General features: G+C 70.3%; 10 protein-coding genes and 1 pseudogene. 8 read left to right on the top strand and 3 right to left on the bottom strand.

The features are described 5' to 3' along the window. The first annotated feature begins 50 nt into the window (after positions 1-50). The 4 genes from Drose_RS10860 to Drose_RS10845 all read left to right on the top strand — a co-directional run bounded on the left by Drose_RS10860 (position 51) and on the right by Drose_RS10845 (position 4,581). Positions 51-1,130, top strand: coding sequence for an ABC transporter ATP-binding protein (locus Drose_RS10860; RefSeq protein ID WP_260728035.1), 1,080 nt, complete (start codon positions 51-53; stop codon positions 1,128-1,130). A gap of 107 nt (positions 1,131-1,237) precedes the next feature. Beyond that, the gene (locus tag Drose_RS10855) at positions 1,238-2,272 is read left to right on the top strand and encodes an ABC transporter ATP-binding protein (protein ID WP_260729687.1); all 1,035 of its coding nucleotides are present in this window, start codon (positions 1,238-1,240) and stop codon (positions 2,270-2,272) included. 212 nt (positions 2,273-2,484) lie between these two features. After that, positions 2,485-2,730, top strand: a complete 246-nt coding sequence (locus tag Drose_RS10850; protein ID WP_260728034.1) for a hypothetical protein — start codon at positions 2,485-2,487, stop codon at positions 2,728-2,730. A gap of 165 nt (positions 2,731-2,895) precedes the next feature. Then, entirely contained in the window at positions 2,896-4,581 is a 1,686-nt protein-coding gene (locus Drose_RS10845) for a S8 family serine peptidase (protein WP_260728033.1), read from the top strand. A gap of 93 nt (positions 4,582-4,674) precedes the next feature. Here Drose_RS10845 and Drose_RS10840 read toward each other — a convergent pair whose 3' ends face one another. Next, the gene (locus tag Drose_RS10840; protein ID WP_260728032.1) at positions 4,675-5,148 is read right to left on the bottom strand and encodes a response regulator; all 474 of its coding nucleotides are present in this window, start codon (positions 5,146-5,148) and stop codon (positions 4,675-4,677) included. A gap of 70 nt (positions 5,149-5,218) precedes the next feature. Here Drose_RS10840 and Drose_RS10835 point away from each other — a divergent pair. Next, positions 5,219-5,533 (top strand): annotated as a pseudogene (locus Drose_RS10835) (aldo/keto reductase); the annotation flags it as partial. Here the strand turns inward: Drose_RS10835 and Drose_RS10830 are convergent. Continuing rightward, positions 5,525-6,061, bottom strand: a complete 537-nt coding sequence (locus Drose_RS10830; protein ID WP_260729988.1) for a hypothetical protein — start codon at positions 6,059-6,061, stop codon at positions 5,525-5,527. The pseudogene Drose_RS10835 and the gene Drose_RS10830 sit on opposite strands and share 9 nt — an antisense overlap. Positions 6,062-6,219: 158 nt before the next feature. Between Drose_RS10830 and Drose_RS10825 the strand changes: the two genes are divergently transcribed. Then, on the top strand, positions 6,220-7,554 hold the full coding sequence (locus Drose_RS10825; RefSeq protein WP_260728031.1) for an MFS transporter: 1,335 nt from the start codon (positions 6,220-6,222) through the stop codon (positions 7,552-7,554). Between the two features lie 648 nt (positions 7,555-8,202). Here Drose_RS10825 and Drose_RS10820 read toward each other — a convergent pair. Next, entirely contained in the window at positions 8,203-9,909 is a 1,707-nt protein-coding gene (locus tag Drose_RS10820; RefSeq protein WP_260728030.1) for a polysaccharide deacetylase family protein, read from the bottom strand. Positions 9,910-10,236: 327 nt separating this feature from the next. Between Drose_RS10820 and Drose_RS10815 the strand changes: the two genes are divergently transcribed. Next, positions 10,237-13,287, top strand: coding sequence for a hypothetical protein (locus Drose_RS10815; RefSeq protein ID WP_260728029.1), 3,051 nt, complete (start codon positions 10,237-10,239; stop codon positions 13,285-13,287). A 201-nt stretch (positions 13,288-13,488) separates the two neighbouring features. Continuing rightward, the gene (locus Drose_RS10810; protein ID WP_260728028.1) at positions 13,489-14,388 is read left to right on the top strand and encodes a glycosyltransferase family 2 protein; all 900 of its coding nucleotides are present in this window, start codon (positions 13,489-13,491) and stop codon (positions 14,386-14,388) included. The last annotated feature ends 179 nt before the right edge of the window (positions 14,389-14,567 follow it).

The raw sequence follows: 14,567 nt of genomic DNA, 5'->3' as shown, positions 1-14,567 counted from the left end.
ATCCGTTCCGGTTCCCGGCTTCTCAACGGCTTTCCTGGAAAGGAGTGAGCATGTCCAGCGGTCTGCTCACGAGCGGCGGCCCCACCCCGGCCGGCGCCGACCCCTCGGCGGCACAGTCCTTCCTCGACGTGCGTAACCTCCGGATTCACTTCAAGACCGACGACGGCATCGTCAGGGCGGTCGACGGCCTGACGTTCCAGTTGGAGCGCGGCGAGACGCTGGGCATCGTCGGCGAGTCCGGCTCCGGCAAGAGCGTCACGAGCCTGGGCATCCTCGGCCTGCACCGGCGCGGCTCCGCCGCGATCAGCGGCGAGGTCTGGCTCGACGGCGAGGAGCTCATCGGCGCCTCCCCGGAACGGGTGCGGACCCTCCGCGGCGCGAAGATGTCGATGATCTTCCAGGACCCGCTGACCGCGATGCACCCGTACTACACGGTCGGCGCGCAGATCATCGAGGCGTACCGCGTGCACCACAAGGTCAGCAAGGCGGACGCCCGCAAGCGGGCGATCGATATGCTCGACCGGGTCGGCATCCCGCAGCCGCAGAAGCGGGTCGACGACTACCCGCACCAGTTCTCGGGCGGTATGCGCCAGCGCGCGATGATCGCGATGTCGCTGGTGAACAACCCGCAGTTGCTGATCGCGGACGAGCCCACGACGGCGCTCGACGTGACGGTGCAGGCGCAGATCCTCGACCTGATCCGGGACCTGCAGACGGAGTTCAACTCGGCGGTCATCATCATCACGCACGACCTCGGTGTGGTGGCCGAGCTCGCCGACGACATCCTGGTGATGTACGGCGGCAAGTGCGTCGAGCACGCCACCGCGCAGGCGATCTTCCGCCGGCCGGAGATGCCGTACACGTGGGGTCTGCTCTCGTCGATGCCGCGCGTCGACCGGGAGGTCCGCGACCGGCTGGTCCCCATCAAGGGCAACCCGCCGTCGCTGATCAACCTGCCGAGCGGCTGCTCGTTCCATCCGCGTTGCCCGTACGTCGGGCGCAACGGCATCCCTTGCAAGACGGTCGAGCCGACCTTGGCGGAGGGCACGCCCGAGCACGGCGTCGCGTGCCACATCCCGGCAGCCGACCGGGTGGCCATCTTCAAGTCGGACATCGCCCCATCCCTCTGAGGAGCACGACAGTGTCGACGAGCACCCAACCCCAGCCCGCCGCAGCACCTCAGCGGGGTGGCGACAATCTCCTCGAGGTCCAGGGCCTGGAGAAGCACTTCCCGATCATGCGGGGGGCGTTCTTCAAGCGAAAGGTCGGCGCGGTCCGCGCCGTCGACGGCATCGACCTCGCGGTGAAGTCCGGCGAGACGCTGGGCCTGGTCGGTGAGTCCGGTTGCGGCAAGTCCACGACGGGCCGGCTCATGACCCGGCTCCTGGAGCCCACCGGCGGCAAGGTCCTCCTGGAGGGGCGGGACATCTCGCACCTCGGCGTGGGCCGGATGCGCCCGCTGCGCCGCGAGGTGCAGATGATCTTCCAGGACCCGTACTCGTCACTGAACCCGCGCCACACGGTCGGCTCGATCGTCGGCGCGCCGCTGCAGGTCCAGAACGTCAAGACCGCTCACGGGCAGAAGCGTGAGGTCCAGCGGCTGCTGGAGCTGGTCGGGCTCAACCCCGAGCACTACAACCGCTACCCGCACGAGTTCTCCGGCGGTCAGCGGCAGCGCATCGGCATCGCCCGGGCGCTGGCCCTGCAGCCGAAGCTCATCATCGCGGACGAGCCGGTCTCGGCGCTGGACGTGTCGATCCAGGCGCAGGTCGTCAACCTACTCGACGATCTGCAGCGCGAGTTCAACCTGACGTACGTGTTCATCGCGCACGACCTGTCGGTCGTCCGGCACATCTCCGACCGGATCGCGGTCATGTACCTCGGCAAGGTCGTCGAGATCGGCGGCCGCGACGGGCTGTATCAGACGCCGCTGCACCCGTACACGTTCGCGCTGCTGTCCGCCGTGCCGGTGCCCGACCCGGACCGTCGGGACAAGGCGCAGCGGGAGCGGGTCCTGCTGACCGGTGACGTGCCGAGCCCGATCGACCCACCGTCCGGCTGCCGGTTCCGCACGCGGTGCTGGAAGGCCCAGGACGTCTGCGCGCAGCAGGAGCCGCCGCTGGCGGAGCTGCTGCCCGGCCAGAGCGTCGCCTGTCACTTCCCCATCACCGACGAGGACCGCTCGTCGCGGGGTGTGCAGGCAGCCCGTGCCGCCGCGGCTGAGATCCCGGTCGACACGGCCGAGGACCCGTTCGCCGAGCCCCTCTCCTGACGCGGTCCCACCACCACCACCACCACCACCCACCCACCACGCGTCGATCTTGCAGTTGTGGTGCCTGGACACTCCCTGAATGCCGGGTTTGTGGGGCACCACAACTGCAAGATCAACAAGGCTCGGTGGGAGGGTCGGTGGGGAGGGTCGGGGAGTCGCCAATGGCGGCTCCCCGACTTTCTTTTCGCCACCGGGCGAATACCGTGTCGGCCATGGACGCCGCCGACACCACGCGCCTCGCCCGCCTCGAACGCCAGATCGCCTTCCTGTACCGCCATTTCGGGCTCGACCCGCAACTCGCCGACGCGTTCGCGGCAGCCGGTGACATGCCGCCCGAGTTCACCGAGGCGCTGCGCAAGCAGAACCTGATCCTGGCGATCAAGATCTATCGGCAGACGACCGGCGTGGGGCTCGCCGAGGCGAAGGACGCGGTCGAGCGGCTCGCGCGTTCGGTATGACCGGTTCCGCGCGACGCGAACCCTCGAAGTTCTCCCTCGTTCGGTACAACACCCCCTCGATTTTCCCCTGGAACCCTTTCCTAGCTTGAAAATCTTGGGTGCAAGCCTTCCGTGGCATCACGATGTTCGATCTCATATCCCCATCCCCTCGATCAGGGAGGCCATGTGGGATTCAACAAGAGGTTCACCGGCGCGGCGGTCATCGCCGCCGCGTTAACGGTGACCGCCGCGGGCTTGTCGTCACCGGCGAGCGCCGAACCCGCCGCGACGACCGAATACACCGTCGTCGCGGCGGACAACGTGTCGGCCGCGGACGCGGCGGCCGCCATCGGCAAGGCCGGCGGCAAGATCGTCGCATCCAACGAGACCGTGGGGATGTACACGGTCACCGCGCCGCAGAAGGGATTCGTCGAGAAGGCCGCGGCCTCCTCGAAGCTCGTCGGCGCGACGCACCGGACGGCGATCGGCAAGGCGCCCCGGAAGAGGTTGGCGGACCTCGCCGAGAAGGAGGCCGTGGCGACCGCCGCGAAGGCCGCGAAGAAGCCGGCGACCGCCGGCATGGACCCGCTCGACGACAAGTTGTGGGGTCTGACGACGGTCAAGTCCGACAAGGCGCGGACGGTCAACGCCGGGGACAAGCGGGTCACCGTGGGCATCCTCGACACCGGCGTCGACGCGTCGAACCCCGACATCGCCCCGAACTTCAACTGGGCGCTGTCGAAGAACTTCGCCAAGGACATGGTCGACATCGACGGCCCGTGCGAGGTCGCGAGCTGCCTCGACCCGGTCGGCACCGACGACGACGGGCACGGCACGCACGTCGCCGGCACGATCGGCGGGGCGGCCAACGGCATCGGCGTCTCCGGTGTCGCGCCGAACGTGTCGCTCGTCGAGCTCAAGGGCGGCCAGGACTCCGGGTTCTTCTTCCTGGAGCCGGTCGTCAACGCGCTCACCCACGCGGCGGACAACGGCATCGACGTGGTCAACATGTCGTTCTACGTCGACCCGTGGCTCTACAACTGCACCGCCAACCCGGCCGACTCCCCGGTCGCGCAGGCGGAGCAGCGCACGATCATCCGGGGCATGTTCCGGGCCCTGACCTACGCGCACTTCAAGGGCGTCACGCTCGTGGGCGCACTGGGCAACAACCACGAGGACCTCGGCAAGCCGCGCACCGACACCAGCAGCCCGGACTATCCGGCGGGCACCGCGTACGACCGCCCGATCGACAACGGTAGCTGCTGGGACCTGCCGAACGAGGGCCCGTTCGTCATCAGCGTCTCGGCGCTCGGCCCGTCGCTGAAGAAGTCGGACTTCTCGAACTACGGCCTCGAGCGGATCAGCGTGTCGGCGCCCGGTGGCTGGTTCCGTGACGGCTTCGGCACGGACACCTACCGCACCAACGGCAACGAGATCCTGTCGTCGTACCCGCTGAAGGTGCTGCAGAAGGAGGGCTCGGTCGACGCCGACGGCAACGTCGTGCCGACGGCCGAGGGCCTCGTCTACAAGGAGTGCACCGCCGCCGGCAAGTGCGGCTACTACACCTACCTGCAAGGCACGTCGATGGCCGCGCCGCACGCGTCGGGCGTCGCCGCGCTCATCGTCAGCCAGCACGGCGCCAAGCGCGGCAAGGACTTCGGTCTGGAGCCGTGGAAGGTGGAGTACCTGCTGTACAGCACGGCCGCCAAGCGCGCGTGCCCGGAGCCGCGCCTGCAGACGTACACCAACGAGGGACGTTCTCCCGAGTTCAACGCGCTCTGCGAGGGCGGCAAGGAGTTCAACGGCTTCTACGGCTTCGGCATCGTCGACGCCTACGCGGCCGTGACGGCGGACCCCTGGTGGGGACGCTGATCTGACCCGTCCGGTGGTGCGGGGGGTGCCGCTCAGGTGCCCCCCGCATCGCCGGCGGTGCTGTGTTCCCGGCGGTGCTGTGTTCCCCGGCGTTCAGGAGCCTCGCGTCACCAGGCGGCCGCCGAGCAGGCTGTCGACCTTGCTGATGAACTGGCTCGGCCGGACGGGCTTCTGCACGTACTCCGTCGCGCCGACCATCATCGCCTCCTCCCGGCCCCTCAGCCGCCCGTACGCGCTGAGCATGAGCACCGGCAAGCCCTGCGTCGCCGGGTCGGCGCGCAGCCTGCGGCACAGGTCCAGGCCGGAGAGCTTCGGCATCCACATGTCGGTGACGAGCAGGTCGAACCCTGGGTCGTCGCCGGTGCCGCCGGCCCCGTGCAGGGCTTCCAGCGCCTGCTGGCCGTCGCTCACGGCGGTCACCGCGATGCCGGCGCCCTCCATGACCATCGTGAACAAATCGCGGATGTCCGGGTCGTCCTCGGCCAGCAGAACGGTCGCGACCGGGAACGTCCCGGCCTCCGGTTCCGGGAGCTCGTCAGGTACGACATCCTCGGGATCTTGATCCACACTCTCAGCTTAGAGGGTCCGCCGGTAGGGCGGTGGTGTTGCGGCGAGGTCCAGGCGTTCGCTGGTAAGGGTGGCGCAGGGCCTGCTGACCGACCGGTACCCCGGCGGCAGCCCCGACGGCTCGCGTGTGCGCACGAGCCGGTTCCTCGACGAGAGCGAGCTGACCCCGGCGCGGCTGGAGACGATCCGCGGCCTCGACGAGACGGCCCGCGGCCGCGGACAGTCCCGCGCCCAGTTGGCGCCGGCCTGGGCACTGCGCGACCAGCGGGTCACCTCGCTCATCATCGGGGCGAGCGGCGTGGCCCAGCTCGAGCAGAACCTCGGCGCGCTGGACCACCTGGCGCTGCCCGACGGCGAACTGTCCGCGATCGACAAGCTACTTGCTGACGATCGCGCTCAGCGCCCCGAACACCGGCTGGAGTGCCGGCGGGATTGCCCCGTCCTCCGCCACGACCTCGCGTCCGTTGTAGATGATGCGGTACGTGAAGCCGTCGGCCACGGTGCCGCCGTCGTTCACGCTCGGCACCTTGTTGATGTCGACCGCCGCGAGGGCCGCCTTGAGCGCGGTGAGTTGCTCGGCGGTGAGCTTGCCGGTCCGCGTGCCGCCGCGGGTCTGCAGGCTGTAGCCGCCGTCGCCGCGGACGACGAGCCGGTCGTTGACGCCGGCGATGCCGCCCTGCCGGGTGAACGTCACCAGGACGTCCCCCGCGGGGACGGCGGCGGAACTGCCGCCGGCGGCGCTCGGGCTCGCGCCGCCGTCCGTGGTGCCGCCGGTGCTCGCCGCCGCGGTGGCACTGGCGGAGGGAGCGCCGCTGGTGCTGCCGGCGGTGCTGCCGGCGTCCCCGGTGCACCCGGCGAGCGACAGGGCGACGAGAGCGGCGGCTGCGGCAGCGAGTGGGGTCCGCGACGTCATTGCTGGATCTCCATCCATGGTTGTCTTTTCCTGCGCTCACTTTGACCGGGCACCGGCCCGCTGGGTTCCCCGTGAGCTGGCGCACATTCTGACCCGCGGAGCGCTCCGGGCGGGGAAACCCGGTCGTTTCTGTCGTACCCCCACGACATGATTGCCCCATGCGCCTCGAGCCCTACCGTCGCGTCCTCGCCCTCCCCGGGGTGCGGTCGCTCATGGCGCTGGCCCTGTTGGCCCGTATCCCGATCACCGCGATCGGGGTGACCATGACCCTGCACGTCGCGCAGGACCTGGACCGGGGCTGGGGCGCGGCCGGCCTGGTGGGCGCGGCGCTGACGGTCGGCACCGCCGTCGGCGGTCCGCTCAACGGATGGTTCGTCGACCGGCGCGGCCTGCGGCCGATGCTCGTGGTCACCACGGCGTGCGAGGCGGTGTTCTGGTCGGCGGCGCCGTTCATGTCCTATCCGGTGCTGCTCGCCGGCGCGTTCGTCGCGGGCGTGTTCTCGTTGCCGGTGTTCTCGGTGGTGCGCCAGTCGATCGCCGCGCTCGTCCCCGCCGACCAGCGCCGCCAGGCCTACGCGCTCGACTCGATGTCGGTCGAGATGTCGTTCATGGCCGGCCCGCCGCTGGCCGTGCTGCTCATGAGCGGCCTGTCGAGCCGGATCACGATGTGGGCGATCGGCGGCGCGCTCGTGCTCGCCGGCGTCGCGCTCTACCTCACCAACCCGCCGGTGCACTCCGCCGACGGCGAGGCCACCGGCGGTGCCCCGGTCCGCCGCCGCGACTGGCTGACCCCGCGCTTCCTGGCCGTCTGCGCCGCCGGCGCGGCCACCACGCTGGTGCTCGCCGGCACCGACCTGGGCATCGTCGCGATGCTGCGCGACGCGGGGAAGGTCGAGCTGGTCGGCGCACTGCTCGCGGTCTGGGGCGTCTACTCGCTGGCCGGCGGCTTCGTCTACGGCGCGCTGACCCGGGCCGTGCCGCTGGTGGCGCTGCTGGGCGGCCTGAGCCTGTTCACGCTCCCGATCGGCCTGGTCGGCGATGCCTGGCCGCTGCTGTTCGCCGTCCTGATCCCGGCCGGCGCCCTGTGCGCCCCGACGCTGAGCGCCAGTGCCGACCTGGTCAGCCGCCTGGTCCCGCCGTCCGCCCGCGGCGAGGCGATGGGCTGGCACGGCTCCTCCCTGACGGTCGGCCTGGCCATCGGCTCCCCCTTGGCCGGCTGGGCCATCGACCACGGCTCCCCAGCATGGGGCTTCGCCTCGGTGGCCCTGGTGAGCCTGGCCGTGACCGCCCTGCTCCTGACCTTCCGCCGCTTGGACCGCCGACCCCAGGACCTGATCCAGCCCCAGCCCCCGGCCGGATCCCAGGACCCGGCTCAGGCTCAGGACCCGGCTCAGGCTCAAGAGCGGGCCCGGTCCGAGGGGCCGGCCGATGCCGCGGTCACCTCACTCCCGGCCACAGGCACCCCCGTCGAGGCAGCCGCCCACACCCACTGATCAGCGGGTCGCCGGAGCGGTCATGATCGTGAACGTTCCGGCAGCCAGCGCGCAGGGCCACGCCGACAAGCCACGCGGTCACCCGCCAACCCCGGTGTTGCGCTACAGGGTGGCGACGCCACTAGTGCGACCGAGTGCTGCCGCTCGTGATCGCCGCTGGAGCGGGGCGGCGCGTTCCGGCCCGGCCCAATCCCTTGATCATGGGAAAGATACGGCTGCCCCGATAGCCACATCTTTCCCATGATCATGGAGTCACCCGACCCGGAACGCGCCGCCCCGGCTCAAGCAGCGATCATGAGCGACAGACACCACCCGCACGACCGCGTCACCACCCCCTAGCGCAACACCCGGGGTGGACATCCGAGGTCCGTGTCCGGATTGTCGGCCTTGTTTGGTTTGGCAGGGGGCTGTTGGGTTTAGCTCCACAGCCTTGAGCCAGAGCGACCGGAGAGCCACCGCAGCGCAGGCCGGAAGAACTGCTACACGGCCAGGTCAGAGCCGGGCTCGTCGCGCTTGCCGCACGGGACGCACCGGTCGGGCATGACGGATAGGAACAGGTCGGCAAGTTAACGCTGAAAAACTCGTGTCGACGACTTCCCGCAGACCGCGCCGTCGGACCGACCGGCGGAGGGCCGAGCCGGCCGGCGATCACAGCACGGAGGAGGGGCTGACGAACGTGTAGCCCATACCCTGCATGCCTTCGACCAGCTCAGGGAGGTAGCGCAGGCCCAGGAACGGGTGGTAGAAGAAGCCTGCGACACCGTCCCGCACCACCAGTTGACGCCGCGCCGACGCCAGCAGGTCCCCCGTGAGCCGGACCCCGTGTTGGTTAAATCTTTGTGTTGCCACGTTTCCAAGTGTTTCGGGGATCACCGGTGTCCCATATGCGTCTTTCACGACGTACGGGAAGAATTGGCTCACGGAGCGTGTACTCCTCGGCGTGCCGGTGAGGATGCCCGAGAAGTACAGCACCTGCTCGTACCGCGCCCGGATGCCCGGCGCCGAGGAGATCGCCCGATAGTCGGGCGCACTGGCCGTATAGTGCGGAAACTCCCAGATGTCCGGCAGTTCCAGGCCGGCCGCGGTCCACTCCTGCCGGGCGGCGGCGAGCCGGCCCAGCGCCCACTCGGTGGAGTCGCCCGGCACGGGACCGTCCAGCACGACCGAACCGCCGGCGTCGACGTGCGCGCGATAGAACTCGTAGTCCTCGGCACTGACGCCATACGGATTCGGGCCGCCGGCGAACCCGTGCGTATATCCGTGCATGAGCAGTGTTCCGCCGCAGGCGACCATGTACCGCAGCGCCTCCACGACCTGCGGTGTGCCGCTCAGCGTCTTGTGCACCGGCACGCCGCCGGAATACACGCCGGACGCATCGTCGTAAACGGGGAAAACCGCGACGGCGAACGGAACGTTACGCGACGACAGATAGTCGGCGATGGTCCGCAACTGAGCGGGATCGGAATGCGGGCCGACATCCTCGATCCGGACCAGCGCGCGGTGCCGGCCCGGCGTCCCGGGAGTGCCCGGCGCGAGCAGGTCGAACAGCAGGTCGGCCAGCACGAGGTACCGGTCGTCGAACGTGACATACGTGAAGGGCACCTCGGCCACATAGGTCAGCGCGCCCACCCGTACCGCCCAAGGCTCCACCGCACCGCCGGGCCCCACCGCATCCGCGATCGTCGTCGCCTTGGCGCCCGCCGAGAGACCGATGCGGACCAGCCCCCCGGCCGCCGGGTTGCGGATCAACGACGTGCCGCGATAGCGGATCTCCCGCACCGCGGAGTCGCCGGCGGCGTCGTTGATCGACGCATTCTGAAATCCCATTCCGCGGTACCGCGAGATCAATTGCCAGATGTTCGCGCCCATCCACAACACCGGCGCTCCGGCCGCCACGTCGGCCAGGAACACGGCCGGCAACGGCTCGTCGTACGTCGATCCGATGTAGATCGTCAACTGGTACTTTGCCGCTGTCCCGGACGTGTACTTCGTCACGGGCAACGCCTCCCATGATCCGAAGTGGGAGGCCAAATTCCCTGCTTGCACCGCATACAGCTCGCCCAGGTCGCCGTATTGCCCGGTCGTGTCATACAGGACAAGCACCCCGGAACGCGGGTATGCAGGAGAACGGCTCGCCGACGGGCTAGCCGGAGACGTATCGATTGGAGAGGTTTTGCAGGCGCTCATCGAAACGGCAGCCAGAGCCAACGAGACGATCACCGCGAACAGCCATCCAAGGCGTCCGGGCGTCACGGTGCGTATTGGTCGGACTGCAGCTCGGTGCATGTGCAACTCTCCGGAGAACTCCCCATCAACGCTATCAAAACGGGCGCAATCGGCGGCCCGGTCGGCCATATCCGGCGGATCTGGCAACAAACGAGATGGTTGCGTCCGTCACTCAGCGCGGTACGATCCGGCAAGGCCGCCCTGCGGTGATCGGTGTGGAACCCCCTCCGCATCGCACCGCTCGTGGCACACCCGACGGAGGGCGATCTTGACAACGTGCTGCCCGCTCGCAGCTACAGCGCCGGACACGCTGGTCCCTTCGTGGCCGCCAGCAGGGACGGTCACGCGACCGGCGGCCGCCCCCCTCGGGTACCGCTCCCTCGAGACACACACCGCCGTGTGCCGCGGCCCGGTCATTTCGACTCACCCGGATTTCCAGCCTTCTGAGAGGTCCGCATGAGCACCGCTATGCAGGTCCGGCTCCGAAACTGGCCGGGCATGAAGGTTTCGTGGCTCGGCGCCGGCGCGGTCGTCCACTCCGGTGACGAGCCCAGCTCCGGCGCGGCCCAGCTCGTCGTCTCGCCGCACGGGTCCGCCGAGTGCGCGGTCGTGATCAGCTCCCACACGGTCAAACTGCTGCCCGCGATGATCGAGGAACTGGCCGAGGTGCTGGCCAACGGACTCCCCCGCGGCTTCAGCGCGATGCGGTTCGTCGCCTGGGACGGCGCCTGCGCCAACAAGGAGCGCCCCGCGGCCGCCCACATGATCTCGATGCGCCTCGGCATCGACGTGATCGCCGCGGCCGGCCCGCTGCTCGGCGTGCCCGGCGGTTCACTGTTCGCTCCGGAGGGTCGCGGTGAGCACCGTCCCGGCGGGTTCTGGCGGTTCCGCCCCGGCGACCAGCCGGTCCGCGTCGGCTGGCGGTTCCCCGCACCGCAGTGGGAGGCAGACCTCAGCACCGAGCTGCCCGAGCTCCCTGGCGACCTGGTGCTCGACCAGATCCCGGCCGGCCTGTGGCTGCACCGGCGTCGCGTCGGCAGCGTGACCGACCTGGCCTACTCGGTGCCGACGGACGACGCACACCCGGCACTGATCCTTTCGCACCCGAACGAGGAGCCGCTGCACCGCGACGAGGTCGCCCAGGCCGTCGCCGCCATCCCGGCGCTCGCCGTCGACAAGTGCGTCTTCACGCCGTATGGGCAGCAGCCCATCGCCGACGGCCCAGTCGGTCCGGTCGTCGCGGACGTCCTCGGCCGGTCCGTGCACGTGCGCACCGGCCTGCCGCTGTGCGCCCCCGCCGGCCAGCGCGCCGTCGTCACCATCGACCGGAAGTGCCTGCCCCGATGGCGTACGTTCGCCCGGGAGCTCTGGCACGCGCCCCGCACCGGCGCCCCGCGCCCGGTCGACTGGATCAACCCCTGTCCCGATCTGCTCGACACTCCGGCCGGCGCGGCGACGTTCTCGCTGGGCAGCGGTTGGGTGCTCGAGGTCGTCCAGGCCGGCATCTGGATTCGCCCGGAGCACCTCAACGACCCGGCCGACTGGATCCGTGGCCTGCCGGTGGACGTGGACCGGTGCGCCATCATCATGGGGGCGCCGCACGCCGCCGAACTGCCTCCGCCGGGCCATTTGATCGCGGACGTACTGGAGAAGCTGCCGATCGACGCACGCAAGCGCTCCTATCTGGCAGTGCCCCGCGGTGCCGCGCCGAACGTCTTCGTCTTCGCGACCGCCCTGATCGACTCGCTGCCCGAGGCGAGCGAGGTGGAACTGCTCACCCCGACCGCGACTCCCCCGGCGACCGCGCTGCCGGCGTTCCCGCCCTCGACGACAACCACGGGCAGCTTCCCGGCCGTGCAGCAGTCCCCGGCGTCGCCGGGTCTCCCCGGCTCGTCCCCGTCCGGCCTTTCCTCTGGTCTTCCCTCGGGTCTTTCCTCGGGTCTTCCCTCCGGCCCTTCCTCGGGTCTTTCCCCTGACAGCAGCCGCCCGGTGGGCCGGGCCAGGCGTCACGGTGACGTCAACGGTCCGTACCTGGTCGACGGACGCCCCGCGAACGGTCACCCGTCCGGCGCCCACCCGACGGTGCCCCGGTCCGCCGCGTACGAAGAGCGCAACGGCTACGACCGCCGGTTCGAGGGCCAGCGCCCGATCGACGAGCCGCGTCCTTCGTTCGAGGACACCCGTTCCCTCGACGGTTCCCCGGCCGGAAGTTTTGAACCGCAGCGCCCATACGAAGAGCCGCGCACCGGCGGGTTCGCCGCACAGCCCGAGGACGGCTACCGTTCCTCGCGGACCAGCTCGTTCCCACCGGCTCCACCAGCGCCCCCGATCGAGCCCGGGACGACCTCGTTCGCCCCGCTGAGCCCCAACGGCGCCCACCGCCCCACAAACGGCCAGCCGCGCCACTCCGGCGCCCGCCCGGACCCCCGCGGCGAGGACCGTCCGGATGGCTGGCTGGACGGTCGTCCCGAAGGCCGGGCTGACGGCAGGGCTGACGGCAGGCTCAACGGCCGCGATGACCGCTCCGAGATGCTCCCGGGCGGGCGTTCCGAGATGCCGCCCGGCGGCCGCTCCGGCGACGCGACCACCGCGTTCCAGGTACCGGGACCCAACGGCAACCGCGGCCTCGGCCCGAACGGCCAGGGCCATGCTGGTCCGGGCCACGCTGGCCAGGGCCACGCCGGTCCCGTTCACGCCGGTCCCGTTCACGCCGGTCCCGTTCACGGCGGTCCCAATCATGGCGGTCCCAGTCACGCCGGTCCCGGCTTTGCAGGCTCCAGCCACACCGGTCCGGGCCAGGTCGGTCCCGGTCAGGTCGGTCCCGGTCAGGTCGGTCCGGGCTACGCCGCTCCGGGTCACGCTGGTTCGGGTCACGCTGGTTCGGGTCACGCGGCGCCTGGTCACGTGGGTCCCGGATTCGACGGCCCTGACCGCGCCGACCGCGGCGGCCACAGCAACGGCCACGCGAACGGGCACTCGCAGCACGGACCCGCGAACGGGCACGTCAACGGCCGCGGCGACGGGCATGCCGGGATGCACCCGGATCTGCACGTCGCGCCGCCGCGGACGTTCCATCGGGATGCGCAGCCGCTGCCGCCCAACGGGCCGGCCCAGCCCGGGTACGCGTTCGATGCGCCCAACCACGACGAGTATCACTTCGACGTGCCCGCCCCGCCGAGCCGGCACCACGACGAGGCGACGGGGCGCATGCCGGGGCAGCGGATGGCGGTTCACGACGAGGCCAGCGTCGACGACCGCCTGTCCGGCGCCGAGGAGACCTCCTCGATCAACACCGGCCGGGAGATCCGCTCGCACAGCAAGAAGGGCAAGACCACCCGGGCGGACGACAAGACGAGCACGCAGGAGCTCGACCGGCTCCTCGGGTTCTTCGACGAGATCCGCCGCGCCAAGGCCTGGGACGAGGACCCGAACTCCCCCGAGGAGCAGGCGGCCCGCCGAGCCGCGGCGGGCCAGCCGCCGGCAGGCCGCCGCCGGGCCCGCCACTAGCCGCCGGGCCCGCCACTAGCCGCCGGGCCCGCCACTAGGAGCCCAACGCACGACTGGACGACCGAACCGGTCCACCCCGACAATCGGGAGTGGGCCGGTTCGCAGGTCGGCTCAGCCCGGGCGATACGTTCGGGGCCGATACGTCTGCGATACGTCCCGGGCGTTCCTGGGCAGGCTTTCCGGACATACTAGGATCGCACGGTGCTCGACATCATGCTGCCGCACTACGGCGACTTGGCGCTGCTCAAGCTCGCCGTCACCAGTGTTCTGGCGCAGACCGACGACCGGTGGCAGCTCACCGTCCTCGATGACAACCCCGCGGACCGCGTTCACGGGATTCCCGAGTGGTTCGCAACGCTGGACCACCCTCGCGTCAAGTACCGCCGAAATCCCCAGAATCTCGGGGTCACCGGCAACTTCCAGCAGTGCATCGATCTGGCGACCCAGCCGTTCATGGTCATCATGGGCTGCGACGACGTGATGCTTCCCCGGTACGTCGAGCGCGTCCACGCGCTGATCGACACGCACCCCGAGGCGGTGCTCATCCAGCCAGGTGTCGAGGTGATCGACGAAAACGGCACCGTCGTCAAGACGCTCGTCGATTCCACGAAGCGGCGGGTGTACGCCCCTCGGTTCGCCGGCACGACCGTCATGTCGGGCGAGGACCTGGCGGTGAGCCTGCTGAGGGGAAACTGGTTGTACTTCCCGTCGCTGTGCTGGCGCACCGAAGAGATGAAGGCGGTGGGCTTCAACCCGTCACTGAAGGTCATTCAAGATCTGGCGCTCATCCTGGAGCTGGTCGCGCGCGGCGGCACGCTGGTCGCCGACGAGGAGGTCTGCTTCCAGTACCGCCGGCACGGCTCGAGCCTGTCCGCCGCCTCGGCCGTGACCGGCGGCCGGTTCAGCGAGGCCCGGAACTTCTTCCTCGGCGCCGCCGCCCGCATGGAGGCACACGGCTGGCCCAGGGCCGCGCGAACGGCACGCTGGCACCTGTCGTCGCGCCTTCACGCGCTGACGATGCTCCCCTCAGCCGCCAAACAGCGCAGCGGGAGCAGCGTCCGCGTGCTGACCAGGTATGCCTTCGGCCCGCCACGGAACTGATCCACGCCGGTACCGCCGGATCAACCACCCAAGGCAAGACCAGCGGAAGTCGAGGCGCCGTAAGGAGCGGCGGACGGCTTGATCGGCACGGGTTTGCGATCATGGCGGAGGCTGGGCAGCGGGAAGTCGACCGGCGCATGGGCGAGCTTGCCCGGCGCTGGACCCGGCGGCTGTTCCGC

The organism is Dactylosporangium roseum (assembly GCF_025264685.1).
GTDB lineage: Bacteria > Actinomycetota > Actinomycetes > Mycobacteriales > Micromonosporaceae > Dactylosporangium > Dactylosporangium roseum.
Note: the sequence above shows the minus strand (reverse complement) of the source record. Positions and strands in the feature narration are given on the sequence as shown.

Bases quoted from the DNA above. Each gene is read 5' to 3' on its own strand.
- Drose_RS10850 (WP_260728034.1), top strand. From the start codon at position 2,485: ATGGACGCCGCCGACACCACGCGCCTCGCCCGCCTCGAACGCCAGATC.
- Drose_RS10825 (WP_260728031.1), top strand. From the start codon at position 6,220: ATGCGCCTCGAGCCCTACCGTCGCGTCCTCGCCCTCCCCGGGGTGCGG.
- Drose_RS10855 (WP_260729687.1), top strand. From the start codon at position 1,238: ATGCGGGGGGCGTTCTTCAAGCGAAAGGTCGGCGCGGTCCGCGCCGTC.
- Drose_RS10830 (WP_260729988.1), bottom strand. From the start codon at position 6,061: ATGACGTCGCGGACCCCACTCGCTGCCGCAGCCGCCGCTCTCGTCGCC.
- Drose_RS10815 (WP_260728029.1), top strand. From the start codon at position 10,237: ATGAGCACCGCTATGCAGGTCCGGCTCCGAAACTGGCCGGGCATGAAG.
- Drose_RS10860 (WP_260728035.1), top strand. From the start codon at position 51: ATGTCCAGCGGTCTGCTCACGAGCGGCGGCCCCACCCCGGCCGGCGCC.
- Drose_RS10820 (WP_260728030.1), bottom strand. From the start codon at position 9,909: ATGGCCGACCGGGCCGCCGATTGCGCCCGTTTTGATAGCGTTGATGGG.